A 24579-nucleotide genomic window follows, 5' to 3' on the forward strand; every position below is an offset into this window, starting at 1 on the left:
CATTTTTAGTTTTCTTTGAGTGAATCTTTTCTATACTCCTTGTAAATATGTTAGCTGGTAGCTAAACATATTATTCAAAGATACTAATAAAATCTAAATCCTTTCCTTTTTTAGTACAAATCACACTTATATTCTATTTAGTAGATAAAAAATCTTTAACCATATAATAGGCAGATGCAGTAAATAGCTGTGTTTTGATTTTATTATTTTTTATCGCCTTTCCCATTTCAATAAAATCCATTAAAACAATTTCTATGTCTTCATTTTCATCTAAGTCTTGGTCATATCCTTTAATTGCATTCTTAATCAAATAAGTAATCACTTTATTGTTTTGCGTCGAAGGATTAACATAAAACTCTCCTAATTTTATTGGGACAGTATTGGAAATGTACCCAGTTTCCTCCCTTACCTCCCTAAGTATCCCTTCTTCAAACGTCTCATCCGCTTCGATTATTCCCGCAGGTATCTCTAAAAAGAAGTCATCTCCTGCATGGCGATATTGCTTAACAAGAACGATCTTCATATCATCTGTTAAAACTACTGCATTTACCCAATTAGAAAATTCATTTACATAGTAATTCTCTATTATATTTCCATTGGGAAGTTTGCACTTATCACTTCTCAAATTACCAAAAGGAGTTTTATATAAATACGTTGATTCTAACTTCGTCCATTTTTTCATATCATTCTCTCCTTTCTTTATACTTGATTGTTCAATGAAACTTACTTTGTATAGGTTTCACTAAAAGTAGTTAATTTCCTTCTAGTAACTTTAATTTCTATCTGAGATATATAACCTATAGATAGTCGAAGTTCCCTTGCATTCTTATACTCCTTGGGAACATGTTACCCCTCCGGAAATAGAGGTCAATTGTATTAAGGAAAGTAAACCCATATAATGAATAATAACTTCCGATAAAGGTGGGTTTACATGCCTAAAATTGATAATATGCTGGCAATTCTATGGATGCTTAGTTCAAATAAAAAAGTGACTGCAAAACAAATTTCAGAAAAGTTAGAGATTCATATAAGGACTGTGTATCGTTATATTGATACACTTTCAACAAGTGGTGTACCGATCATCTCAGATGCAGGACATAACGGTGGTTATACGTTATTGAATAATTTTATTGAAGCTCCTCTTTTTTTTGATAGTGAGGAGCAAACCGCTTTATTTCATGCAGCTGTTTTTGCTGAGGAAGCAGGATATTATGGAGGCGAAGCACTAAGCAGGGCTATTTCAAAGCTAAGCAACTATTCAAATGAAGAGCAGGAAACGAAGTTAAATCAGCATTTAACTAGTCTTGAAGTAATACATCGATTACGCTCCCTCACTGTTGAACCTTTTTTAAAGGATTTGGAGGAGGCCGTAGCTGATCGATATTCTATCAAAATGCTATACCATAAAAATAACGAAGATCAATCAACGTATCGATTAATTGATCCGTACAGATTGATTTATTGGAATAATAGGTGGTATGTGATTGGATTTTGTCATCTTAGGAAGGATATCCGTAGTTTTAGAGTAGGAAGAATTGAAAATATAATGAGAACTGAAAATACGTTTACCGTGCCAGAAAATTTTTCAGCACGTGATTTTTTTATGAGAAACATCCTTCCAGCTATAGAAGATACGGAAGAGATGATTTCTTTAGTTGTCAGTGGAAGTACAACGGCGCTAGGTGATCTTTGTGAGCATTGGTTTTTAAGCCATTATTTACAGGAACGAACTTCAAACAAAGCAGTATTTCTTCTTGAGAAAAGTATGCTCGATACTTTTGTACCTAATTTACTTTTGCCATATGGTAAGTCCATTCAAGTGGTTGAGCCAATAAGCCTTAAGAAAAAGCTTATTGACGTTCTATCGGAATTAATAAAATTTTATCAAGGCTGATAACTTCGCTGACGCTAGCTGTCAGCGAAGTCATCTTATAATAGTCCATATCAATTGTGATTGGAGTGTTATTTGATGGAAACTAAAAAGGCTTATCTTTATGTATTTCATACAATGTCAGACTGGGAATATGGATACTTAATAGCTGAACTAACGTCAGGGAGATATTTCAAAAACGATATAGAACCTTTAAACGTTGTCACTGTTGGAGCTACTAAAGAAATGATCACTACGATGGGTGGACTGCACATAAAGCCAGATATTTCCCTTGATGAATGTACTCTTGAAAGGAAGGATCTGATCATTTTACCTGGAGGAACGACTTGGGGAGAAGCAATTCATCAGCCTATCTTGAAAAAAATTGGCGAGGCTTTAAAGCTTGGCACGATTGTAGCTGCTATTTGCGGTGCAACAGAGGGCCTCGCGAATAATGGATACCTTGATAGTAAAAAGCATACTAGCAATGACTTAGAGTATATTAAAATGGTCTGCCCTAATTATAAAGGAGAAACATTTTATGAGATAGAACCGGCAGTATCTGATGAAAATTTGATTACTGCATCAGGAGTAGCTCCGCTTGAATTTACAATGGAAGTACTAAAAAAGTTGGACGTATTTGCCCCAGATACATTGGAATCGTGGTATAACCTAAATAAAACGTATAAGCCCGAATACTTCTTTCAGTTAATGGAATCGGTTGATAGATAAGTTATCGACTAAAAAGTTTAGCTTAGTAGAAATATCATTATCACAGAAAGGGCAGATTTTCTAAAAAATACCCTAGAAACAACAGCACGTAAGGCAACTTTACTTATTAAAGTTGCCGGATAACCTTATTTGAACTTTTCAGGATTTCTACTTAGATAAATGAAAAATACGCTACTTCAACTCTTTAAAAATTTGATTATAGATTGAGACACTTGTTCCGGATGTGTTAATGTCACCATATGATCAGCTCCTTCAATTTCAATAAATTCTATGTTAGGAACCCGCTTGAATGATTCAGCAACTGCATAATTATCCGGAATATCCTCTGTTCCAATTATAAAAAGCGTATTTGCTTTAATAGCTCCAAGCCTTTCAATAGAAGGTGGATCAGACCAAATAATCTCAAAGGTTTTCCACTCAAATGTTTTTAATATATGCTGACGCATCATATCAATCATTAATTCACGATGTGGGCTATTCATCACAATCCGATTTGTCGGTACAGCAAGCGCTAATTGAACCATCTTCTCAACATTTGGTGCTGCCTCACTAACTTTCTTCATGCTATCTAGTAATTCTTTGGAGTAATTAAATCCTGTTAGTCCAGGAGCTATTAAAATAAGCTCAGATACTTTATCCGGGTAAGTTAATGAAAAATCGGTTGCTATTTGACCTCCCATCGAATGACCAATAATTACTGCATTCTCTATCTGAAGGTGTTCCAAGATAAGTCTTAAATCCTCAACATAATTAGCAGGCTTTAAGAGAGAAGGAGACTTTCCGGCACCTCGGCCGTCATAAGTAATCACCAAGAAATGCTTTGACAAAACTGTCGCAATATAAGTCCAGTCACGGATATCAGAACCACCACTATGAATAAGAATCAAAGGTTTTCCGCTTCCTTTAACTTCATAATATAAATCCACTCGAGCACCTCATCCCCTAATGTTTGATAATTCAAATACATTTTATTATCGACTGAACGGTTAGTCAATGAAAAAAGTGAAAATAACCTCTATTTTATTTCAAATTCCCACCTAGGATTGAATAAAAAAACCACCAAAATGGTAGCGACTTAAAGACAATCATTTATTTTTTCGTAAAAATAAAAACCCTATCTAAAATTAGGACAGGGTTAACATAAAATTGATTCATTTTTTTAATAACACTTAACCAATCTTAAACTTAAATATAGTGTCGCTTAGAAACTAATTCCTTTATCATAACATTCCTACTGCTCTATCATCTGAATAAGGTTTCCGCATGTATCGTCAAAGACAGCGATTGTAACATTACCCATTTTTGTTGGCTTCATAGTAAACTTTACGCCTTTTTCCACTAATTGCTCGTATTCTTTCTGAATATCTGCGACCCCAAACATTGTTACTGGAATCCCATCAGCAAATAGCTTCTGTTGATATTCCTTGGCAGCAGGGTGTTCATTAGGTTCTAGTAAAAGCTCGGTACCTTCTTGTTCGTCAGAAGAAACGAGTGTTATCCATCTATATGCCCCACTTGGAACATCATGCTTTTTTACAAAGCCAAGTGTTTTTGTATAAAACTCCAATGCTTTGTCTTGATCTTGAACGAATATACTAGTAATAATAATTTTCATCATATGTTTGCCTCCTTTGATTTTTGCGATGTATAGTTCTCCTCTAATGATCTTGAGTATCAAGTAGAAAAACTCATACATTCGTTATTAAATTACTATACCCATCCTTTCAGCAAATTTTTAAGTGGTTCTTTGTTAAACATAAGTACTCGATATTTTCCTTTTCGTTTTGAGATGACGAGCCCTGCATCCTCCAACATATTAAGATGCTTCGTTATAGCTTGGCGCGTAATCGAAAGGTTATGCTTCATAACGAGACGTGCTGTGAGCTCATACAACGTCAGCTCGTTGCGTTCAGAAAGTTCATCTAAAATAAGCCGTCGAGTTGAGTCGCCAAGTGCTTTGAAAATAGCGTCTTTATCCAAATCCATAAGTCGATTATATGCAACTATTTGGTTGCTTGTCAACCGTAAGTAACTTTTTAGTTGCATGATAAACTTTAAAATTACATAAAAGTAGTTTGAACCATTTAAGGAAAATAAATTCTGAACACATTCTTATGCAACTAAACGAAATTACTGTTGAATGCCATTTACAGTCCAGCTATCGTCTACCGGTAAAGGTTTCCACTATTTTCTTCGCACACTAATAAGGATTTATTCCTGAATTTCAGCTGCTCTGTTATATTGAATTTTTCAAATTATGAAGGTAAGCTCATGTGTTTTCGGGGTATTAGAAGGCGGACAAAAAAAGGAGGCCCTCACTTTTTTTTGAGAGGCCTTTGAGAATTTCTTGTATAAGAAGTCAAATCCATTTTAACATTTTGTCGAAGGATGTTCCACCGATTTTTGTTAAAAAGTAGGGCTGCTTATGCGGAGAAAGAATTTTTATGGTGTAACAATCTTATATACTAAACTCCACTTCCTTTAATATAGAAATGCTGCTATCATTTTTATTTTTCTTCTCAACTTGACATATCTAGAAATCTAGATATACAATTATGCCCATGGAACCTATTGATGTATTTAAAGCCTTATCTAACGAAACACGATTAAATATTTTAAAGTGGTTAAAGGAACCGGAGAAGCATTTCCCAAAACAAGGCGCTCATCTACCTAAGGAGGTAAGCTATAAAGGCGGAGTATGTGTTGGGGATATTCAGGAAAAAGCAAATGTTTCTCAATCTACCGTTTCTAGCTACTTAAACATGATGCAAAAAGCAGGTCTACTTGAATCAGTTCGCCATGGTCAATGGACCTATTACAGACGTAACGAAGAATTTATTGAACAGTTTGCTAAATATTTTAAAACAGAGATCTAATCTTTGTTGATTTCTGTTTTTTTTATTTCTTTATATCTATTATTCTAGATATATAATTATATGGAAAAGGAGATATTACTCAATGCGTTTTATAGCTTATTTTCTGGCCTTATTGGCTGGTGCAGCGCTTAGCTTTGAAGGAGCTATCTATGCTGAACTTGGAAAAACAATCGGACAAATTGAAACAAGTTTTTATAACTTCTTTATGGGCACTATCATTATGGGGCTATTGTGGCTCTTTTTTGGAAAAGGAAAGCTTTCCTATACATTTGAAGCACCTAAATGGTCATTACTTGGGGGTCTTTTAGGTGTTGTTTATTTAACCTCTATTGTTGTAAGTGTTCCATTCGTTGGTGTTGGGATCTCCATGGTTGCTGTTATCATCGGGCAATTGGTAATGAGTATGGTTATCGAGCATTTTGGATGGCTTGGTAGCATGAAAACGCGGATTAATAAAGAAAAAATATTTGCCGTCATCTCAATGATTATCGCACTTATATTAATTAACTAGGAGGTTATAACTTTGGGTTTATTCATGATTTTATTCACATTGCTTGGCGGTATTACATTAAGCGCACAATCATCTATTAATGGTACATTTAGTCGAAAGGCAGGAACAATAGAAACAACATTTTTAACCTTCCTCACCGGAACGATGTTTCTTACTATTTTCATTTTATTTTTTGGCAGTGGAAATGTGTTCGCATTACTAGAAGCACCTAAATGGCAATTAAGTGCAGCATTTTTAGGAACTGCGTATTTACTTCTAACTGTCATGGCAGTACCAAAAATTGGGGTTATCGCAGCCAATATTGCTGCTATAGCTGGTCAACTTATAATTGGTGTCATCATTGATCATTTTGGATGGTTCAATAGTCTAGTTATTGAATTAGATGTTAAACGAGTTTTCGCGTTACTCTTTATGATAATTTCGCTTTATTTTATTTATAAAGGAAATAAACGCTCAAGAGAGGAAACAAAAGCAGAGAATGTTTCAATAACCTAATATGGTACACAAAAAAATATAGAGAAAATACTAGGTTTCCAATTTGAAATAGGCTTTATGATGAAAAGGAAATCTTTGAAGAAAATGTTATAAGTAATATAACTAATTGACGGTGACTCAAAAAGGTCTGACCCCTCCAAAAACCACTGATATATAGTAAACTAACCACATCATAGTCTATATATTATGTTTGAGGGGTCTGAACTTTGATTTTAAGGTTTGTTACTTTTTTTCTGAGCTTTTTAACCCTTCCAATAGATTCGTGATTGTAGCAATTGTGTCTTCTAAGGAGTTTTTATCATCTGGATTATCTGCTATCCAAAGGGCTGCTTCATTCATTGCTCCCGACAGACAGTGAGTCATCGCATCAACAGACAGGAACGGCTTCAAATATCCTTGATTTTTCATATCCTGTAATTGCTCGCGTAAATGCCTCATTGAATTTTGTTCATCCATTAACCTAAAGATCTCCCATCCTAGAACTGCTGGACCATCAATAAGAAGGATTTTTAGGTTTTGTTCTTCAACTGCAGCTGATAAAAAGACTTTACATCCAATTAATAACTGCTCCCACGGGTCTTCACTTTTTAATGCCTCTTGTTCAACACGCTCCCCCACTTCCTTTTGTACTAGTTCAAAAATCGCTAAAAATAGTCCCTTTTTATTTTTAAAATGATGATAGAGAGCACCTCTAGTTAAATTTGTCTCTGTAACGATTTCTTCTAAAGCTGTGTTAGCAAATCCTTTTTCTGCAAAATGCTTTCTTGCAGTTGAAAGTAATTTTTGTACGGTTGCATCTGTTTCTATTTTATTTTTTCTCATAATTATGCCTACCTATATTGTGAGTTATTTATTAATTGCTTGATTGAATTCAGAAATTATTTCTCAGACCATATTTCCTCATTAAATTGAGAACGATACGTCTCATTAGGCGGTATGATTTGAATCACATCGATTAAAATGCCGTTCGGGTCACACGTGATGAAATGTCTTTGACCAAAATCTTCGTCTTTCATCTCCTGGATGATGGGCAAGTTTTCACTAAGAATTAGTCTTTTATACTCGTCATCAACATTATCAACCTCAAAATTAAATAACATTCCCTGTGCTGCTTTACGGTAATTTTCTGGAATCGTATGATGGTGACTATCAATAATAGCGAGCTCGTAAGGAATTGGATTTTCATTTATTTTTAAGCTCACATACCAATCTGATTTGAAAACAGGTGTAAATCCAAAATTCATTTCATAAAATTCGGTAGTCTCTTCTAATTTTTCGGATAAAATAACTGGATAAAAGCTATTAAGCAACACAACCATCTCCTTTTTTCGTTTGATTCATCTTAACATACATACAGTATGTATGTAAATAACTATTCAGCTTCCTTTCGTTTACATAAGTGTTAAAAATGGCATGAGGTTATTCATTTGTTTGTCGTATTAGATATAAATATAGCTAAAAAGAAAAGAGCGCATTCTTTCCCAATGGAAGATATACGCCCTTAGTAGATTAATCAGTACAGTTCGATAACTATTATTAATCAACATCTCTATAGATCATTTTGCATATTTGCGTCTTACTCATATACTACGCATTTTTTCCACTCAACTTTTGATAAAGGGACATTATGATCCAAATAGCGGTTGGAAATGCCACTGCTCCAAGTATCATATATACTAAGATGAAAACTGAACTGCTTGAATTATCGACAACAAAGAAAATTAGAAAAGCAACGAAAATAAGGAATAATATTGCTAAACTTTTTATAAGTGTGGTTAAGCCCTTTTTCCCTTCTGCTTTCCATTTATTATTGTATATTGCAAGCATAGTCCAAGAGGTCGGAATGGCAATGACACTAAGAATGCCAGCTATGATAGTAAGTGTCATTTGTAAAGAGCCTATGCTTATAAATGTTCCAAGCCATGCAAGTGCTGTTATAAATATTAGAGTTAATGCGAACCATTTTATCGCTCTTCCTGAGTTATCATGCTTTTCAACCAGTGTCTCACGATCACTATAAATAGGCTTTGTACCAAGCAATGCACGAAATAAGTGAACATCTCCTTCAGATGCAATATGCGTCCATCCGGAGGAAGAAAAAAAGTCAAAATACTCTTCTGCTTCCCCCTCGTTTATTGAACGATAATCGACACTATAGATATAATCCATGCTTTTTCCTTTTTCAAGAATATACCCCATAAATTTAAAATCACTGACATGCCAGCCTTTTAAAGAAAGTCTTCGTAATTTTTCCATATCCTTCTTCTCAGAAAAAGCTAACCCACCTGATATAACATACTTTGTTTGCCTCATTCTTCAACCTCCCTTAATCCCATTTCCGCAAAATCAATCATCAGCTTTCTTAGCTTCACATTTTCTTCCAATACTGCTTTCCCTTTCTTAGTAAGCAGATAGGTTTTTCGTCTAGGATCAGATTCATCATACAGATAAATCCACTCTTGTTTTAATAACTTCTTAATAATCGTATACATTGAAGCAGGCCCTATTGTTATTGCTCCTTTTGTTCGCTCTTCAATCAGGCTCATAATCGCGTAACCATGCCTAGGCTTAGTTAACGTAGCCATAATATAAAACATTGAATCTGTTAATTGCTCAGTTGTTTTCAATCAAACACCTCCTATATCTTTTTATGATATATCACTTTATGATACATTTATTTAAATTCAATATATCACTTTATGATATATCTGTCTACAGCTATATCACAAAATGATATATTTATATGTGAAAAATTCCTGTAAGAATTAGGAAGGACTGCAGTATAAGCTTTGGCTAAATTTAATAATATGGTTTCCATTTACTTTCTACAACTAGTCCTCTTTAGTTGGCATCAACGATATTTAAATAGGATAAATAAAATTTCAACAAACTAAAAAAACCCTTATTCAGGGCTAGAAAATTGCTTGAAGAAATTTTTAATTTCATCAATAGTTATACCAATTTCTAGTGCAGATAAAATTAAATCCTCCCACTCTTTGTCTAGTAGTATTATTTCATCTGATTTTTGATTCATATTTTCCCCTTAAATATATATTTAATATACATCTTTAAGGTGAATTATCGGATATCCTAATGTAAATATCAACCATTTTTGGTCGACAAATATTATTCCGTATTTCGTTAGATTTTTAGAAAATCGTACAGATGAAATGTCGTAATTCGTAATTTTATTCAAAGTCAAAGTAAAGCGATACTTCGATAGTGATGTACCGCTCCCCTTATCTTATTATTGAAATCCGACAATTTGGTGTGGGATATATGGCTCTTCTAAATATGTAACCTCTTCAGGTGTTAAACGAACAGAAAGCGCAGCAACAGCGTCTTCGAGATGAGATTTTTTTGTTGCCCCAATAATAGGAGCGGTTATTGGTTCTTTTTGCAATAACCAGGCAATGGCGATTTGAACACGCGGAACACCATGCTTTTCTGCAATTTCTGCAACACGTTCAACAATTATGCGATCGGCATCTGCAGTGGCATCATATTTAGATTTTTGCACTTGGTCAGTTTCAGAACGATGAGTTGATTCTGACCAATCACGAGTCAGCCTTCCTGAAGCGAGTGGGCTATAAGGAATAACGCCGATTTTTTCCTCTTTACAGAGCGGGAGCATTTCCCTTTCCTCTTCACGGTAAATAAGATTTAGGTGATTTTGCATTGAACCAAAACGAGTCCACCCGTTTTTCTCTGCTACATGTAAAGCCTTTAAAAATTGCCAAGAATGCATAGCAGAAGCACCTATATATCTTGCCTTTCCTGCTTTGACTACATCATGCAACGCTTCCATCGTTTCTTCAATTGGTGTATTGTAATCCCAGCGATGAATTTGATAAAGATCAACATAATCTGTTCCTAATCTTTTAAGGCTTTTATCAATTTCAGTCATTATCGCTTTACGGGAAAGGCCTCCACCGTTCGGACCTTGCTGCATTGGAAAATATACCTTTGTGGCGAGAACAATTTCATCTCGATTTGCATAGTCCTTTAAGGCTCTGCCAACAAATTCTTCACTTGTACCGTCAGAATAGACATTTGCTGTATCAAAGAAATTAATCCCTAAATCAAGAGCCTTTTTAATGATTGGACGTGTGTTTTCCTCATCAAGCACCCATGGATGAACCCAACGTGTTGCGTCACCAAAGCCCATACAGCCTAAACATATCCGGGAAACATCTAAACCTGTATTACCGAGTTTTACATATTCCATTTTAAGCTCCTCCATTTCAAATCAATATGGCTTCATTGCTCAGCTATCTCATTTTTACTCAACCAATTTTCAATTTTTTTAAGTGCTTGATCCTCATCATCTCCCTCAACCTTTATTGTGATTTCAGAGCCTGGATTCATTCCAAGTGACATCACATCAATTATTGAATCTGGGGTGTTTTTTAAGTCAATGGACTTCTCTTCATATTCCAGCATGACCTTTGATGTGATTTTACAAGCGCCTTTGACTAATAGGGTTGCTGTACGAGCAAAATGAATATTGTTTTTTTAGTGTATACTTTTTCTCGATCATATGCTTCGCTACCTTCAATGGGTGTTTATTTCTATCTATTGCAAATTATGAATGAAAAAAGGTAGGAACCGTTATCAAAATCCTCTCAAATGATTGCCTAATCCTCTCACATTCCTTACTCAATTAAAATGGATAGATTATAATGAAAATAACAATAGATTGACGGAAATAAGGAGAATCGACATGTCAGAGAGAAGAGATGAACAGCAAAACGAGCTAGTCCAGCTGATTAAGCGGTATTCGAGTGAAGACGGTTGTCATGCAACTTGCATTCCATCACTATTTGTCATTAGTGAATCACATGTTACTGAGCCAGTTTATAGTGTATACAAACCATCCTTTTGTTTGATTGTTCAAGGGGAGAAGGAGGTTTTACTTGCGAAGGAAAGCTTTAAATATGGTCCAGGGGATTATCTTGTAGCATCCCTTGATTTACCAGTGACTGGACAAGTGATTAACGTGTCTTCAAACGCTCCGTATTTGGCGCTTAAGCTAGAATTTACACCAAGTCAAATCCTAGAGATTTTAGATGATGCTACGATTCAGGTTGGGCCAGAAAAACGTACAAATCGCGCTATGTTTGTTAGTCAGGTAGAAACATCTCTACTAGATGCAGTCATTCGATTAGCCCGCTTGCTCGACAATCCAAACGATATCCCTGTCCTTGCTCCGATCTTTACGAAGGAAATACTTTATCGGGTTTTACAGGGGCCATAGAGGGAAGCTATACGTATCATATTAGAGAAGTAATTGAGTTCATCAAAAAAAATTATAACGAAACAATTCGTATCGAAGAACTTGCCGAAATAGCTAATATGAGTGTCTCCACACTTCATCGGCATTTTAAAGAAATTACTGCTATGAGCCCGATACAATTTCAAAAACATATAAAATTACAGGAAGCACGTAGAATATTGTTATCTGAAGCAACAGATGCTGCTGATGTTGCCTTTCGGGTAGGCTACGAAAGCCCATCACAATTCAGCCGCGAATATTCCCGGATGTTTGGTTTCCCACCTAAGGAGGATATCACCCGACTGAGAAACAAATATGAGAAAAGAATGAATGCTTGATTCGTAGAGCAATGATTTTTATGGTGATTTTACAAATTTATCGTTGAATTTAAAAAAGCGTCACCACTTACTGCAGTAACGCCATTTGATTAAAGATGCTTGCCTTATCTCCACTGCTCCAATGAACATTGGTGAAGATTACCAAAGAACATAGCTCTATCCAATCGGTTTTAATATCAAAGTGAAAGCTATTTTATTCCTAAGAGAGAAAATAGCTTTCACTCATACTAAAATTGATTGGCTTTTAATTATTTCAATATTCTCCTTTAATGACAAAAAATGAGCCCCGAATTGTTCCAGCTAGTTTAGATCTCTGCCTAGCAAACTTAAATTTCTCTTCTAACTCCTTTGGTACATCCATCCCTTCAGAAAGCTTAAAACCAACGGCCCGCTTCTTAGGATCATCAACCGTATACATGACATTGACCGCAAGACCATCCTCATAAAAGACGTAGGCAAATTTGATATTTTCCACTTGAAAACGCGACGTTTCTAACGGTTTGGTCGCAAACTCAATATCACGTTCTTCCTTCAAAATTCGGTTCACATAATCAAGTGTCTCTTGACTTTCGCTAGCTGGTACAATCGTAAATTCATGCTTGTATTTGTTCATAAAGTAACGGGCTTCATTCGCACGTAAACCAGCAAGTGCTTCTACTACAGGTGAAGATTCTAAACCAACTGTCGACACATTTTTAAAATCTACGATATATGACATTCCCATCCCTCCAATTAACTCTTTATTTCCTAACAACAGGAATCCAGATTTCGCCAAAAACTAAGCCGTTTCGCTGTCCCATCTCAACTATTGCATTTGGTCCACCAACATAGGCAAAATCCTTTGCTTCTGGCAAGACTTGCCCAAAGGCAATACCTGTAAGGATATTATTTAATTCTTCAGCCGTGTTCCCTTCACCTTTAACAATTAAGTATTCTCCTTTAGGAAATTGGATAACTCTAGCTTCCTCTGGTGCAGGTTCAGATACCTCTGTCATAACGCCAGCATAATGCATCATTTTGTTATTCACTGCTTCATTTACAGCAAAAACATAGTCATTTGTCGCTTTCGCTTTTAAAGCATCAAGTCTTCCATCTTCGGTGAAGGCCTTCCAAAAGTCTGCCTTTTCCTTGTTAATCCCAGCATAGTCTGTGTAGTCACTCTTAAGCTCAATTCCAAAACCTAAAACGATAAAGCTGTCTTTTTCTACTAAAGTATAATTTGTCATATTCAAAACCTTCCTCTTCTTTTGATGATCAAATGACTTGTATTCACCACTTGATAGCTATATCATAAACTTAAATCATGTCAAAAAATGATACTGTTTAGGAGTCCAAATGAAAAAAGTTGAACGGATTAATACGATTATGCGTTATATCAACAACCGCTCCCACTTTACAATTTCTGAAATCATGCAAGAATTTAATATCTCTCGTTCGACAGCAATACGAGATATTAGAGAGATTGAGGCCATGGGGATGCCACTTGTCGCTGAAGTCGGCAGGGATGGGGGTTATTCTGTCATGCACAACTCTGTCCTTCCAGAGGTTCGCTTTACTGATAATGAGGTCAAGGCTCTTTTTATTGCCTTTATGGCCACAAGAAATCAACAGCTCCCCTTTTTAAAGAGTCGACATTCTTTAGCTGAAAAATTACTAGGCATGATCTCAGAAAACCAGCAGGATGATCTTGTTCTTTTAAATCAACTCTTACTATTTGAAGGAACTAATCCAAATAATCCCGACCTCCTTGACCTGTCAGACCTACCACATCCGATGTTAGAAAAACTCATCCAAATCCTTCTCTCAGACAGCTATTTATTGATTACCATTGAAGAAGAGAAGGTATTAAAGTCTTATCCGATCTATCTTCTGCACCTCTATCATGAAAAAAGCCTTTGGCTGATTGAAGGCTTTGACTTAAAGGAAGAAAAAAAGCGGATTTTTCCTGTCGACAATCTCACAAGTGTCAAACCCTACAAGACGAAAGAAAGATTAAGTAAGAAAAAGATTTTAGAAAAGCTTAGTAAGCAAGAAGAAAGAATCAACCTTGTACTTGAACTTGGTCCAAAAGCGATTGCCCAGTTCAAAAAGTACCATCCTTTTAAAGTATCTATTTCCTATACTAATCCTTACCAAACAACAGCCCTTTTAAAAACTTTTATTAATATAAAGAAGCCTGAAGAATTAAGCGAAATGACAAATTGGCTACTTTTCCTAGGTGAGGACATCAAGGTCAGGGAAGTTCCAGAAGAAATTTTAGAAGGTTTAAAAGAGAGAATTTGCATATATGGCCCATAAGTAATGGCTAGCATAATGAAGTTGATTTCATTTTTAGAAAACATATCACTAAAAACACCTATAAAATAAAATGAGGTTGGGACAAAAGATTTTCAACATAATGAAATCCGAACTATAATTTGGAATTCTGCTTTAAACTTCGTGTACTTTTTGTAAGTAGCAATACTTGTATACATTGTTGCTTTTTACTAGTAGTCGTTCTGGTTGATTTCCGCTACAGTACTCGCTCTGTCTCTTATACACATTCTGACGCTGCCGACGATACTCCTTGTGTAGATCTCGGTGGTCGCCGTATCATTAAAAAAAACTTAAGGGGGATTAGATATAGCTATGAATAATAAAGTGATATTAATTGTTCAAGCTCTATCACATTTTTTTGTTCAAAAGCATCCTTGTCCTCTTTTAAAGGGGATAGTGCTAATTCAATTAAATATTTTCTCGGTTCATTTTGATGAATTAGTTCGTTTTCAATAAAATCTAATAGCTCGATATATTTCTCGCTTTTTTGATGCTGAAATATATCCTTTTTTAAAATTAAAATGGTATGAGACAGTCTTTCCGTAAAATTTGTTTCAGTAATATTGTTAGTTTGCAATAACTTCTCTAGTAGCTCCGGATTAGTTAATTGCTCGTTTGTTTCTGCGAGCTCCTCGACGATATTTTCAATTCTCCTCACACTATAACGAACAACTTTATAAACGCTTGAAGGTGTATTATGGTTTACTAAGTAATATTTCATCATATGCGAAAGTATCCCGAGAAACATTAACGCACAATCTAGTAAGTAAGGTTTTTTATCAGTACCAAAGATTTCGGTGAACCGTTGAACAATCCAATGATACATCCTTAATTGTCCCTCATTAATAAATTGTTTTAATTCAATGTCCTTTGAAACAAGAACTTCCTCAAATAGATTAAATAATTTATTTTTTTTATTAGTATTTAATTGTAATTCAATTTGTTTAATAAATAACTCAATATCAGAAGGATCTTGTCCAATTAGGATTTTGTTTCGTTCTTTTTCTAGCTCATTGTATATTTCTTTAAAAATAGCGATTAATAATTCGTTTTTAGAAGAAAAATAATTATAAAACGTCCCTTTTGATATTCCGCTGTAATCCAATATGTCTTGAATCGAAGTTGCCTGAAATCCTTTATCAACAAACAATTGATGAGCCATTTTTATTACATGTTGTTTCCGATCGTTCATTTTATCACCTTTTATAATCATAATCCTTGACACTGAATATTGATACATTTATACCACAAGTACAATCTATATCATATCTTATTTATTAGGTTTTAACAAACTTTTTACATAATAGTAGGATTTAATTGTTGAAATAATTGTACCAGTAGTATATGATATAGCTTGCGTTTAAAAAACGGAAGTATAAATAAATGAACTCTACGTATAGAGGGGGAAATAAATATGGAACAACGAGAGAAACAAACAATCCGACCTAATTATGGAATCCTTTCGATTCTTATGATCGGTGCTTTCATTTCATTTTTGAATAATACATTATTGAACATTGCGCTACCATCAATAATGAAAGATTTGGATATTAATACATCAACGGTACAATGGCTAACGACTGGATTTATGTTAGTAAATGGAATTATGATTCCAACAACTGCATTTTTAATCCAAAAATATTCAGTTCGCCGTCTATTCTTATCTGCTATGACGTTATTTTTAATCGGTACAATCATAGCTGGTTATACTAGTTTCTTTCCAATTTTATTAGGAGGAAGAATGCTTCAGGCTTCTGGTTCAGCAATTATGATGCCGTTACTAATGAATGTCATGCTCGTAAGCTTCCCTATTGAAAAAAGGGGAGCAGCGATGGGAGTTTTTGGTTTAATTTTAATGGCAGCTCCTGCAATTGGTCCTACTTTATCAGGGTGGATCATTGAGCATTATGATTGGAGAATGCTCTTCCACTTCGTAACTCCAATTGCTCTTGTTATTTTATTAGTTGGATTCTTCTTACTTAAAGATAAGAAGGAAAAAGTGGATATTAAGCTTGATTTCATTTCACTAATTTTATCAAGCATTGGTTTTGGTGGAATTCTTTATGGATTTAGTTCAGCTGGTGATAAAGGCTGGGATGACCCACAAGTATATTTGACAATTATTATTGGTGTTATTTCATTAATTACATTTATTTTACGCCAAAGAAAGCTTGAGCTACCTATGCTTAACTTTGGAGTATTTAAATATCCGATGTTTGCATTGTCATCATCGATTTCTATGGTCTTAAATATGGCGATGTTTTCAGGAATGCTCCTTCTACCGATTTATGTGCAAACAATTAGAGGAATTACTCCATTTGATGCAGGATTAATGATGCTTCCAGGTGCATTAGTTATGGCGCTAATGTCTCCGATAACAGGAAGATTATTTGATAAATTCGGTGGGAAAGTACTTGCTCTTACAGGGTTAACAATTACAACAATTACAACATATCTGTTTAGTACGTTAACATTTGATACAACCTATACATTCCTTATGGCGCTTCATGCGGTTCGTATGTTTGGAATTTCGATGGTTATGATGCCTGTATCAACAAATGGTTTAAACCAATTACCAGCACGCTTCTATCCACATGGAACGGCAATGAATAATACGTTGAACCAAGTATCTGGTGCAATTGGAACAGCATTATTAGTAACGATTATGTCTAATCGTACTGAATCTTCCTTAGCAACTTTAACTGCTGAGGCAAAGGAAAAGATGACTGGTCAACCAACACAAGAAGCACTTGCACAGATGCAACAGCAAATTGGTTTCCAAGCGATGATAGATGGTATAAATTTTGCATTCTTCATTTCAGCGTTTATCGCTGCTGTCGCGCTAATTCTGGCGTTCTTTATCAAGCGTTCAAAACAAGCTGAAGATCCAATGGGAAAACAACCGTCTGAAAAAAAGGCCGTTACAAAATTAGCTGAGAATTAAGTTATGAAACGCGTTATTCACGTTAAATAGTGATAGCGCGTTTTTTATCATTTATTATGAAGCGTGATATTTTACATAATGTCTATATTATGTTACATCTGAAATAGTAGGACAAAATAAATAGATTGTTGCACCTAGGATTAGGTCAATAGTAGGGGGCTACTTAATGGAACTAGGAATAAGCACGTTTGTTGAAACGATACCTAATGTTGTTACGGGTGAAGTTATCAGCCATGCCCAACGAATTCGTGAGGTTGTAGAGGAAATTGTTCTTGCCGATCAAGTTGGTTTAGATATTTTTGGGGTTGGGGAGCATCACAGAAAAGATTATGCAGCATCCTCACCAGCGGTTGTACTTGCTGCAGCAGCATCTCAAACAAAACGTATTAGATTAACGAGCGCAGTGACAGTGTTATCTTCTGCTGATCCAGTAAGAGTATTCCAAGACTTTTCAACATTAGATGCGATTTCAAATGGGCGAGCTGAAATTATGGCTGGAAGAGGATCGTTTATCGAATCCTTCCCACTTTTCGGCTATGATTTACAAGACTATGATGAATTGTTCGAAGAAAAGCTTGAATTATTGTTAAAAATTAGGGACTCTGAGAAGGTAATCTGGAATGGTAAGCATCGACCAGCAATTAATAATTTAGGTGTATACCCACGACCTGTGCAGGATCCCTTACCAGTTTGGATAGGTAGTGGTGGTAATTCAGAATCAGTTGTTAGAGCAGGTCTATTGGGGTTACCACTTGTACTTGCGATTATTGGAGGTAGCCCGGTACAGTTTGCCCCGTTAGTCGAGCTTTATAAAAAGGCAGTTGCTCATGCTGGACATGATCTTTCAAAACTTGCAGTTGCCTCTCATTCTCATGGCTTTATTGCAGAAGATACTGAATTAGCTGCAGATAAGTTTTTTCCATCAACACAACAGGCAATGAATGTCCTTGGAAAAGAACGCGGGTGGGGACAGTATACAAGAGCAAGCTTTGATGCAGCACGTAGCTTCGAAGGTGCACTTTATGTTGGTGACCCGAAAACTGTTGCTGATAAAATCATTCATTTACGTAAAAATGTTGGGATAACACGTTTTATGCTCCATGTTCCAGTTGGGACAATGCCACATGACGATGTAATGCGAGCAATCGAGCTTTTAGGAAAAGAAGTTGCACCAATCGTTAGAAAGGAAATTGCTAGATGGGAAGCAGAAAAACAGTGAAATAATTTCTTGCTTTTCTACAAACAGTTTCTAAATGATTATATTTAATCTTTATATGCTTTTAGATACATCACTAATTAGAAAGTGGTGTATTTTTTATGGCTTTTTATTTATTGATGCTTTAATTATCGACCTTTCATTAGCCGAAACATTTGCTTATCTAGTGAAATTTGGTTGATGATTATCATATTGTCTATTGATTTAAGAGGTAGATATTTAGTACTATGGAGTTTTAAAGGTGAATGAAATTAGAGCAACTTTGTTTAAGACTATAGATTTAGGTGAAGATATGATAAAAAAATTTGAATCCAGGAAAAATAGTATAGGTCGTAAGTATCTTTTAAGAACAGGATTTTCGGCAATCATATTTATTGTTTATATGCTCATTAATTTTATATATATAGTTGGAGTTATTAACGAGCATAAAAAAATCCAAAAAGAATTAGATAAACTAGACGAACATTTATCAGATTTATATATATCTGTTATCAACCAGGAAACAGGACAAAGAGGGTTTATTCTAACAAATAATCATGACTTTTTACAGCCGTATCATGAAGGAAAGGTTGTTTTCAGAGGACAAGAAAAGCAATTAAACCATTATCTTGATGTATATCCGCAATTTTCCGAGCATATACAAGATACGATTAAAAAGGGTGAATATTGGACTAACAATTACGGAGAACCACAAATTCAAATGAGTAAATTGGGAGAAAAGCCAAGTGAAGATTCTCTTAAAAAAGGTAAAATAGCATTTGATACTTTTCGGGAATCGTATCAAATTACACATCAATTTGTGGAAAAAAAGAAAATTAATCTAGAAAATGCTTTTTATAATAAATTAATCCTTATGTTCTCGTTAACCTCCTTATTTTCTGTTCTTGTTCTTCTCTTTATTTGGTACCGTATGTTTATAGAATTTAGGTCAATCATCACTCCAATTATTTTATTAAGTCATTGTGTGAAAGATTATACACAAAATATTTTTTCGACAAAGCCTCCTTTGTATAAAGCGAAGGATGAGCTTGGAGATTTAATTTCTAACATTGAAACGATGAGACTTGAGCTTGAAATGAATATGGATTATATGGAAAAAAAGGCCTATACAGATGGGTTAACTGGTGTTTTTAATCGAAGATATTTTGATAAAATACTTCATAATGAGTGGGAGCGTCAAAGACGATTAGCAAATAAAATATCAATTATTCTTTTTGATATTGATTATTTTAAAAAATTCAATGATAAATATGGGCATGTTGCTGGAGACTATTGTTTGAAAAAAGTAGCGGAAAAGATGCAGGAGCTATTTCACCATTCATCTGATGTTCCAGTTCGGTATGGTGGAGAAGAATTTGCAATTTTATTGCTTGAGCAGGAAGAGGAAAAAGTTTTATATAAAGCTGAACAACTAAGGAAAGAAATCGAATATTTAAATATTCCTCATGAAGATTCTAATGTATCTAATTGGATTACAATTAGTGTCGGAATTGCAACAGTTATACCAAATGAGCATCTTGAGATTAAGTCATTTATCAATCGAGCTGACAAGGCGTTGTATAAATCTAAATTAAGTGGACGTAATCAAGTGAATTCTTCCACCTACTAGAATTCTTATTTATAGGAAAAAAGAGTAGAAATTTATCTGAAAACTTAGTGTTCAAGACGAATAAAATAATTGAAATTAAGTTAATAATGTTTTTTACCTTAGGTGAGAAAAATTTTCGCGTGAGCATTATCATTAGGTTTATTCTTTAGCGAAGGAGGGGCTGTCTTGAGATGTGGAGCAAAATGTTTTTTGGTAGAAATAGAAGTAAAGGGAGATAAGGATATTAAATCAGTCAACGCAAGAACACCTGTAGAAGCAAGAAAAACGATTCGCAATGATTATGGAAGAGAGGCTGAAATTATATCAGTTACCGAAGCAAATAAGAATTGAATGTACATCAAAGACGAAGGAATTTATTGCAACTAGTATATTAACATTATTATTACTATCGTTTTTCATTGTTAATTTTTATGAAAAATACCTCTTTTCTTATATGTGGGTGCTATTTACCGCTGATATCTAAAATTTTGCTTTTTTAAAATATTTATGTTTGAAAGCATACTTAGCATTATAAATCTTTTAATAAATTCAAACGGTTAAGAATTAAGTAAGGATTTAATACGAGTTTCGTAGCAGGTATCATTGAGGGGCATACATGCAAAGTGTATACTTAACTAGTAAACTCATTAATTAACAGGAGGAATCATCGTGGTATTTAAACCTAAAGCTATCTTCTTAGATATGGATGGGACGATTTTAAATCATTATAATAAGGTAAGTTTACATACAAAAGAAATCATTGATGCTATACGTAATAATGGGACATATGTTTTTATAGCGACTGGTCGATCATATGATGAAATTGAAGCTGTAGTCCCTGAAGGATTCGAGGTTGATGGTTATATTACATCAAACGGAATGGCAGGATATATTGGGGAGGAGATTGTTTTCGAACATTCCCTTTCACGCGAATTAGTTGAAGCAGTAATTAACAAAGCTCGAGATTTTAAAATCTATTATGAGCTTTTCCCTTATGGAGCATCGCGAATTACATTAAAACAGGACAAGCAGTATGTTTTGGATGAAATACGTGATCCAAAACCAGAAAGTGTTGGAATTAATGAATGGCTTTCCCGTAAGCAAGCGATAAAAGAAGAAATTGATTGGGCAGAGGAATTAGTAGGGAATAAATTCTCTAAATTTTATTTTTTTGCTAGAACAAAGGAGCATATCAAGCAATGGATTAATGAGCTTGAGCAATTAAAGAAGGAAATTGACTTTTCAATGTCAACCTCCTCACTCCACAATGTAGAATTAATGGTTGCCGGTGTAAATAAAGCAACAGGTATTCAGCAAATGCTTAGAAGATTTAATCTATCAGAGAAAGACATTATGGCAATTGGAGATAGCAACAATGATATTCCAATGCTCCAATATGTGGGCTTTGCTGTTGCAATGAAAAATGCACCAGAACATATTAAAGAATTTGCCAATGAAGTAACTGATTTCACTTGTGATGAAGATGGTGTTTATCATTATCTTAAATCACGATTATTTTAGTAGTATAGATGTGAATTAATTTTTAGTAGCTGTCTTTGAATGAGAGACAGCTTTATTGTTTCAAAATGATTTTTAGTCTAAAAAAAGTAATCATTGTCCAATGCGTTTTATCTGTTAAATATTGATTATTATAGTGAAGTAAGTTGTTGGTGGGAAAATCATTCTTTGTTTCACCCTCCTGGTAAAAAATGAACTTTTAACCTAAGCATTTTGCCTGCATATACTTTTAATAGTACGGAAAATGTGATTGGTGGGATGATGATACATGAAAGAGCAGAGATGGTTAACATGTTATCCAAATAATTGGTATATTGCAGGTAGAAATAGTTTTTATGATGCAGGTAAGAGTATGGAAAATGTCGCTAGAGATCCTTTTACCTATCAGGATTCGAGGTGGCAAGGAACCTATCGAAGACAAATGAACACCATTTTAGCACAAAAAATTGGTGATGTTGATGGAGATGGGGTAGGTGATCACGTCATTCTTTCCGGTAGAAAAACACCAGATAGTCCATATTTACAAGATCTTACCTTGGTTGTACAAAATGGACGTACTCAAAAGCAAACACAAATCCCATTACAACATAATCAAGGTTATAATCCAACCTTATTTCTTGGTGACTTTACAGGTGATAGAGCGGAGGATATTTTAGTCATTTCTGACACGGGTGGAAGTGGTGGAACAATTTATGCAGAATTGTTTATGTACCATCGTGGACAATATAAAGAGATTTTTCATGATGAGCAATTCAATAAAAGGTTTAAGTATAATGTAGCTTATCAAGATCACTATAAAGTGAATGTAACTAGCCTTGAATTAAAGGAAAAGTATATTCTTGATTTACAGTATAAGGGAACTGAATATTTAAACGAAATATATACTAATCAAGGAAAGTTAAAGAAGCCGATCAATGGATGGGTCAATCCATTATCAGGACTTTATCCAATTGATTTTAATCGAGATGGGATTTATGAGCTTTTGGCCTATCAAAGAATTGCAGGTCAATACAATGCAGATTCATTAGGCTTTATTCAAACGACCTTAGCGTGGAAAGGGCAAAGGTTTGATCCGACAAGACAGGATATTGCCATTGTTGGTGGAGAATTGTAGAAATGTATGTAGATAAATACCTATTACCTAAAAAGGGAAGAAAAACGAATAAACTTTTCGAGAAATAATATTATATAAAAATGCATGACATATGTTAATTAAGTTGTAAGAAAATATTCCAAGCTTTAAAACTATTGTATCATAGTTTTAAAGCTTGACAGAATGCTATAGTTATTGTAGCCTAGTAAATATAAAATTGAATGAAAAATCCTCACTACTATGTGAGGTAGAGGCGCGATATTTAACAGTCTTAAGTGGAGTTTGAGAAGCAATGAAGCTTTTGAGAAGGAAATGTCGCCGAAGTGAGTAGGATTATCTCGGGACTACTTGCTGGGCCTGCAGTGAATAACTGTAGGACTGTCTCAATAAACTCCCCAGTTTATTGAGTTGTGCTATCTCATTTGGGAATAAGAGGGATTTAGGGCAACGACAATAAAGTGCGATCTGAGTTTATCTCGGGTCGCTTTTTGTATTTATATGCCTAATTAACAAGGAGGAGAAGGAAACATGAGAAAAAAAGTATCACTATTTTTCGTATTGCTATTATCAGCAATGATTGTATTAGCCGGTTGTGGATCAAATGATGATTCAAATGCAGGGAGCTCTGATAAAGATACATTTAAAGTAGGTCTTGAAGCAGGCTATGCACCGTTTAACTGGACACAAAACGATGATTCAAACGGCGCTGTGAAAATTGCAGGAACATCAGAATATGCTGGTGGCTATGATGTTGAAATTGCGAAAAAAATTGCCGATGGACTTGGGAAAAAACTAGAAATTGTTAAAACAGAATGGGATGGGCTTGTTCCTGCATTAACATCAGGGAAAATCGATGCGATTATCGCTGGGATGTCCCCAACGGCAGAACGTAAAAAGACAATCGATTTTTCTGATAACTATTACAAATCAAATCTTGTAATGGTCGTTAAAAAAGGGAGCAAATATGAAGGAGCTACTTCAATCCAAGATTTCAAAGGTGCGAAAGTAACTGCCCAATTAAATACATTCCACTACTCAGTTATTGATCAAATTGAAGGTGTTTCAAAGGAAACAGCTATGGACAACTTCCCGGCAATGCGGGTAGCGCTTGAATCAGGTATTATCGATGGGTATGTTTCAGAGCGTCCTGAAGCAGTAAGTGCATCTGATGCAAATGAAAACTTTGCAATGGTTGAATTCGAAGATGGCTTTGAAACTTCAGAAGATGATACAGCAATCGCAGTTGGTCTTGAAAAAGATAGTGAATTAACTGACAAGATTAACGAAATTTTAAAAGGTATTTCTGAAGACGAGCGTACAGAAATAATGGATGCTGCGATTAAAACCCAACCTGCAGCACAATAAAGCTGGGAAAAGTGCTCTCTCAAAAATAAAGGGTCAGATCACTGGAACAAAATATATAGAACCTAAGTTTTACCATTCTATATATTGATGTTTGTTACAGGGGTCAGACCCTTTTGAGACAGCCAATTATTACTTTTTTAGTGTATCGTGACAAGCGCGAGGCTAGAAGGGATAAGCAACATAAGAATGGAAGGTTTATCATACCTTCTATTCTTATGTGTCTTATTTTCTTAAAGCTATAAATAAGACGCTTGCACATTTTGGATGAAAAAAGGGGGAGAAAGATGAGCTTCGAGTGGATTATAAAAATTATCTCAGAAAACTGGATGATGTTCCTTAAAGGAGCAGGGATGACTCTTTTCATTGCTCTCATCGGAACAATTATTGGTGCAGCGATCGGATTATTTGCAGGGGTTATTAGAACAATACCAGTCCCTGAACG

General features: G+C 34.8%; 27 protein-coding genes, 1 pseudogene and 1 riboswitch. Of the genes and pseudogenes, 14 read left to right on the top strand and 14 right to left on the bottom strand.

What is annotated here, in order from left to right; genetic code table 11:
* Positions 1-133 precede the first annotated feature (133 nt).
* Complete coding sequence (locus HU235_RS20535; RefSeq protein ID WP_174881432.1) at positions 134-682, bottom strand: NUDIX hydrolase; 549 nt, start codon at positions 680-682, stop codon at positions 134-136.
* Between the two features lie 249 nt (positions 683-931).
* On the opposite strand from HU235_RS20535, the gene HU235_RS20540 reads away from it, so the two are divergent.
* Positions 932-1894 (top strand): helix-turn-helix transcriptional regulator, encoded by a 963-nt coding sequence (locus HU235_RS20540; RefSeq protein ID WP_174881433.1) that lies wholly within the window; start codon positions 932-934, stop codon positions 1892-1894.
* Positions 1895-1969: 75 nt separating this feature from the next.
* Positions 1970-2602 (top strand): type 1 glutamine amidotransferase family protein, encoded by a 633-nt coding sequence (locus HU235_RS20545; RefSeq protein ID WP_174881434.1) that lies wholly within the window; start codon positions 1970-1972, stop codon positions 2600-2602.
* Positions 2603-2778: 176 nt separating this feature from the next.
* Here the strand turns inward: HU235_RS20545 and HU235_RS20550 are convergent, their stop codons facing one another.
* The 3 genes from HU235_RS20550 to HU235_RS20560 all read right to left on the bottom strand — a co-directional run bounded on the left by HU235_RS20550 (position 2779) and on the right by HU235_RS20560 (position 4588).
* Positions 2779-3528, bottom strand: coding sequence for an alpha/beta fold hydrolase (locus tag HU235_RS20550; protein WP_174881435.1), 750 nt, complete (start codon positions 3526-3528; stop codon positions 2779-2781).
* A 305-nt stretch (positions 3529-3833) separates the two neighbouring features.
* A complete protein-coding gene (locus tag HU235_RS20555) occupies positions 3834-4217 on the bottom strand; it encodes a VOC family protein (protein WP_145580575.1) in 384 nt (127 codons plus the stop codon).
* 95 nt (positions 4218-4312) lie between these two features.
* A complete protein-coding gene (locus HU235_RS20560) occupies positions 4313-4588 on the bottom strand; it encodes an ArsR/SmtB family transcription factor (protein WP_174881448.1) in 276 nt (91 codons plus the stop codon).
* 575 nt (positions 4589-5163) lie between these two features.
* Here HU235_RS20560 and HU235_RS20565 point away from each other — a divergent pair.
* The 3 genes from HU235_RS20565 to HU235_RS20575 all read left to right on the top strand — a co-directional run bounded on the left by HU235_RS20565 (position 5164) and on the right by HU235_RS20575 (position 6484).
* Positions 5164-5478 (top strand): ArsR/SmtB family transcription factor, encoded by a 315-nt coding sequence (locus HU235_RS20565; protein ID WP_145580577.1) that lies wholly within the window; start codon positions 5164-5166, stop codon positions 5476-5478.
* A gap of 82 nt (positions 5479-5560) precedes the next feature.
* On the top strand, positions 5561-5989 hold the full coding sequence (locus tag HU235_RS20570) for a DMT family transporter (protein ID WP_145580528.1): 429 nt from the start codon (positions 5561-5563) through the stop codon (positions 5987-5989).
* Between the two features lie 12 nt (positions 5990-6001).
* On the top strand, positions 6002-6484 hold the full coding sequence (locus HU235_RS20575; protein ID WP_145580529.1) for a DMT family transporter: 483 nt from the start codon (positions 6002-6004) through the stop codon (positions 6482-6484).
* Between the two features lie 222 nt (positions 6485-6706).
* On the opposite strand, the gene HU235_RS20580 is transcribed toward HU235_RS20575, so the two are convergent.
* The 7 genes from HU235_RS20580 to HU235_RS20610 form a co-directional block, all read right to left on the bottom strand.
* A complete protein-coding gene (locus HU235_RS20580) occupies positions 6707-7306 on the bottom strand; it encodes a TetR/AcrR family transcriptional regulator (RefSeq protein WP_174881436.1) in 600 nt (199 codons plus the stop codon).
* Positions 7307-7362: 56 nt separating this feature from the next.
* Complete coding sequence (locus HU235_RS20585) at positions 7363-7803, bottom strand: VOC family protein (protein ID WP_307190838.1); 441 nt, start codon at positions 7801-7803, stop codon at positions 7363-7365.
* A gap of 268 nt (positions 7804-8071) precedes the next feature.
* A complete protein-coding gene (locus HU235_RS20590) occupies positions 8072-8797 on the bottom strand; it encodes a DUF2812 domain-containing protein (protein ID WP_174881438.1) in 726 nt (241 codons plus the stop codon).
* Positions 8794-9111, bottom strand: coding sequence for a PadR family transcriptional regulator (locus HU235_RS20595; protein ID WP_174881439.1), 318 nt, complete (start codon positions 9109-9111; stop codon positions 8794-8796). Before HU235_RS20595 ends, HU235_RS20590 begins: the two co-directional genes overlap by 4 nt.
* 275 nt (positions 9112-9386) lie before the next feature.
* The gene (locus tag HU235_RS20600) at positions 9387-9518 is read right to left on the bottom strand and encodes an anti-repressor SinI family protein (protein ID WP_174881440.1); all 132 of its coding nucleotides are present in this window, start codon (positions 9516-9518) and stop codon (positions 9387-9389) included.
* Between the two features lie 213 nt (positions 9519-9731).
* A complete protein-coding gene (locus tag HU235_RS20605) occupies positions 9732-10712 on the bottom strand; it encodes an aldo/keto reductase (RefSeq protein WP_174881441.1) in 981 nt (326 codons plus the stop codon).
* 32 nt (positions 10713-10744) lie between these two features.
* On the bottom strand, positions 10745-10990 hold the full coding sequence (locus HU235_RS20610) for an HPr family phosphocarrier protein (RefSeq protein ID WP_370877284.1): 246 nt from the start codon (positions 10988-10990) through the stop codon (positions 10745-10747).
* A gap of 217 nt (positions 10991-11207) precedes the next feature.
* On the opposite strand from HU235_RS20610, the pseudogene HU235_RS20615 reads away from it, so the two are divergent.
* Positions 11208-12097 (top strand): annotated as a pseudogene (locus tag HU235_RS20615) (AraC family transcriptional regulator).
* Positions 12098-12350: 253 nt separating this feature from the next.
* Here HU235_RS20615 and HU235_RS20620 read toward each other — a convergent pair.
* Complete coding sequence (locus HU235_RS20620; RefSeq protein ID WP_174881442.1) at positions 12351-12815, bottom strand: phage tail protein; 465 nt, start codon at positions 12813-12815, stop codon at positions 12351-12353.
* Between the two features lie 22 nt (positions 12816-12837).
* Positions 12838-13323, bottom strand: a complete 486-nt coding sequence (locus tag HU235_RS20625) for a GyrI-like domain-containing protein (protein WP_095301182.1) — start codon at positions 13321-13323, stop codon at positions 12838-12840.
* 109 nt (positions 13324-13432) lie between these two features.
* Here HU235_RS20625 and HU235_RS20630 point away from each other — a divergent pair, with 109 nt between their 5' ends.
* Positions 13433-14395: a helix-turn-helix transcriptional regulator gene (locus tag HU235_RS20630; protein WP_095301183.1), complete on the top strand. Its 963-nt coding sequence runs from the start codon at positions 13433-13435 to the stop codon at positions 14393-14395.
* Positions 14396-14723: 328 nt separating this feature from the next.
* Here HU235_RS20630 and HU235_RS20635 read toward each other — a convergent pair whose 3' ends face one another.
* Positions 14724-15605, bottom strand: coding sequence for a TetR/AcrR family transcriptional regulator (locus HU235_RS20635; RefSeq protein WP_145581558.1), 882 nt, complete (start codon positions 15603-15605; stop codon positions 14724-14726).
* Between the two features lie 222 nt (positions 15606-15827).
* On the opposite strand from HU235_RS20635, the gene HU235_RS20640 reads away from it, so the two are divergent.
* The 7 genes from HU235_RS20640 (at position 15828) to HU235_RS20670 (ending at position 24137) form a co-directional block, all read left to right on the top strand.
* Positions 15828-17357: a DHA2 family efflux MFS transporter permease subunit gene (locus tag HU235_RS20640; protein WP_145581557.1), complete on the top strand. Its 1530-nt coding sequence runs from the start codon at positions 15828-15830 to the stop codon at positions 17355-17357.
* 166 nt (positions 17358-17523) lie between these two features.
* The gene (locus HU235_RS20645) at positions 17524-18576 is read left to right on the top strand and encodes an LLM class flavin-dependent oxidoreductase (protein WP_174881443.1); all 1053 of its coding nucleotides are present in this window, start codon (positions 17524-17526) and stop codon (positions 18574-18576) included.
* A gap of 238 nt (positions 18577-18814) precedes the next feature.
* Complete coding sequence (locus tag HU235_RS20650; protein WP_174881444.1) at positions 18815-20182, top strand: sensor domain-containing diguanylate cyclase; 1368 nt, start codon at positions 18815-18817, stop codon at positions 20180-20182.
* Between the two features lie 165 nt (positions 20183-20347).
* Complete coding sequence (locus HU235_RS20655; protein ID WP_174881445.1) at positions 20348-20512, top strand: hypothetical protein; 165 nt, start codon at positions 20348-20350, stop codon at positions 20510-20512.
* Positions 20513-20830: 318 nt separating this feature from the next.
* Positions 20831-21682, top strand: a complete 852-nt coding sequence (locus HU235_RS20660) for an HAD family hydrolase (RefSeq protein ID WP_174881446.1) — start codon at positions 20831-20833, stop codon at positions 21680-21682.
* A gap of 265 nt (positions 21683-21947) precedes the next feature.
* Positions 21948-22793 carry a hypothetical protein gene (locus HU235_RS20665; protein ID WP_174881447.1) on the top strand — a complete coding sequence of 282 codons (846 nt, stop codon included), beginning with the start codon at positions 21948-21950 and terminating at the stop codon, positions 22791-22793.
* A gap of 219 nt (positions 22794-23012) precedes the next feature.
* Positions 23013-23196: riboswitch (Lysine riboswitch) on the top strand.
* Positions 23197-23300: 104 nt separating this feature from the next.
* Positions 23301-24137, top strand: coding sequence for a transporter substrate-binding domain-containing protein (locus HU235_RS20670; protein ID WP_145581553.1), 837 nt, complete (start codon positions 23301-23303; stop codon positions 24135-24137).
* The last annotated feature ends 442 nt before the right edge of the window (positions 24138-24579 follow it).

Source organism: Metabacillus niabensis (assembly GCF_902829255.1).
GTDB lineage: Bacteria > Bacillota > Bacilli > Bacillales > Bacillaceae > Metabacillus > Metabacillus niabensis.

What these genes read in the sequence shown, in the direction of transcription:
- HU235_RS20535 (WP_174881432.1), bottom strand. Translation starts at nt 682, where the DNA reads ATGAAAAAATGGACGAAGTTAGAATCAACGTATTTATATAAAACTCCT.
- HU235_RS20540 (WP_174881433.1), top strand. Translation starts at nt 932, where the DNA reads ATGCCTAAAATTGATAATATGCTGGCAATTCTATGGATGCTTAGTTCA.
- HU235_RS20545 (WP_174881434.1), top strand. Translation starts at nt 1,970, where the DNA reads ATGGAAACTAAAAAGGCTTATCTTTATGTATTTCATACAATGTCAGAC.
- HU235_RS20555 (WP_145580575.1), bottom strand. Translation starts at nt 4,217, where the DNA reads ATGAAAATTATTATTACTAGTATATTCGTTCAAGATCAAGACAAAGCA.
- HU235_RS20560 (WP_174881448.1), bottom strand. Translation starts at nt 4,588, where the DNA reads ATGGATTTGGATAAAGACGCTATTTTCAAAGCACTTGGCGACTCAACT.
- HU235_RS20565 (WP_145580577.1), top strand. Translation starts at nt 5,164, where the DNA reads ATGGAACCTATTGATGTATTTAAAGCCTTATCTAACGAAACACGATTA.
- HU235_RS20570 (WP_145580528.1), top strand. Translation starts at nt 5,561, where the DNA reads ATGCGTTTTATAGCTTATTTTCTGGCCTTATTGGCTGGTGCAGCGCTT.
- HU235_RS20580 (WP_174881436.1), bottom strand. Translation starts at nt 7,306, where the DNA reads ATGAGAAAAAATAAAATAGAAACAGATGCAACCGTACAAAAATTACTT.
- HU235_RS20585 (WP_307190838.1), bottom strand. Translation starts at nt 7,803, where the DNA reads ATGGTTGTGTTGCTTAATAGCTTTTATCCAGTTATTTTATCCGAAAAA.
- HU235_RS20590 (WP_174881438.1), bottom strand. Translation starts at nt 8,797, where the DNA reads ATGAGGCAAACAAAGTATGTTATATCAGGTGGGTTAGCTTTTTCTGAG.
- HU235_RS20600 (WP_174881440.1), bottom strand. Translation starts at nt 9,518, where the DNA reads ATGAATCAAAAATCAGATGAAATAATACTACTAGACAAAGAGTGGGAG.
- HU235_RS20605 (WP_174881441.1), bottom strand. Translation starts at nt 10,712, where the DNA reads ATGGAATATGTAAAACTCGGTAATACAGGTTTAGATGTTTCCCGGATA.
- HU235_RS20620 (WP_174881442.1), bottom strand. Translation starts at nt 12,815, where the DNA reads ATGTCATATATCGTAGATTTTAAAAATGTGTCGACAGTTGGTTTAGAA.
- HU235_RS20625 (WP_095301182.1), bottom strand. Translation starts at nt 13,323, where the DNA reads ATGACAAATTATACTTTAGTAGAAAAAGACAGCTTTATCGTTTTAGGT.
- HU235_RS20630 (WP_095301183.1), top strand. Translation starts at nt 13,433, where the DNA reads ATGAAAAAAGTTGAACGGATTAATACGATTATGCGTTATATCAACAAC.
- HU235_RS20635 (WP_145581558.1), bottom strand. Translation starts at nt 15,605, where the DNA reads ATGAACGATCGGAAACAACATGTAATAAAAATGGCTCATCAATTGTTT.
- HU235_RS20640 (WP_145581557.1), top strand. Translation starts at nt 15,828, where the DNA reads ATGGAACAACGAGAGAAACAAACAATCCGACCTAATTATGGAATCCTT.
- HU235_RS20645 (WP_174881443.1), top strand. Translation starts at nt 17,524, where the DNA reads ATGGAACTAGGAATAAGCACGTTTGTTGAAACGATACCTAATGTTGTT.
- HU235_RS20665 (WP_174881447.1), top strand. Translation starts at nt 21,948, where the DNA reads ATGAAAGAGCAGAGATGGTTAACATGTTATCCAAATAATTGGTATATT.
- HU235_RS20670 (WP_145581553.1), top strand. Translation starts at nt 23,301, where the DNA reads ATGAGAAAAAAAGTATCACTATTTTTCGTATTGCTATTATCAGCAATG.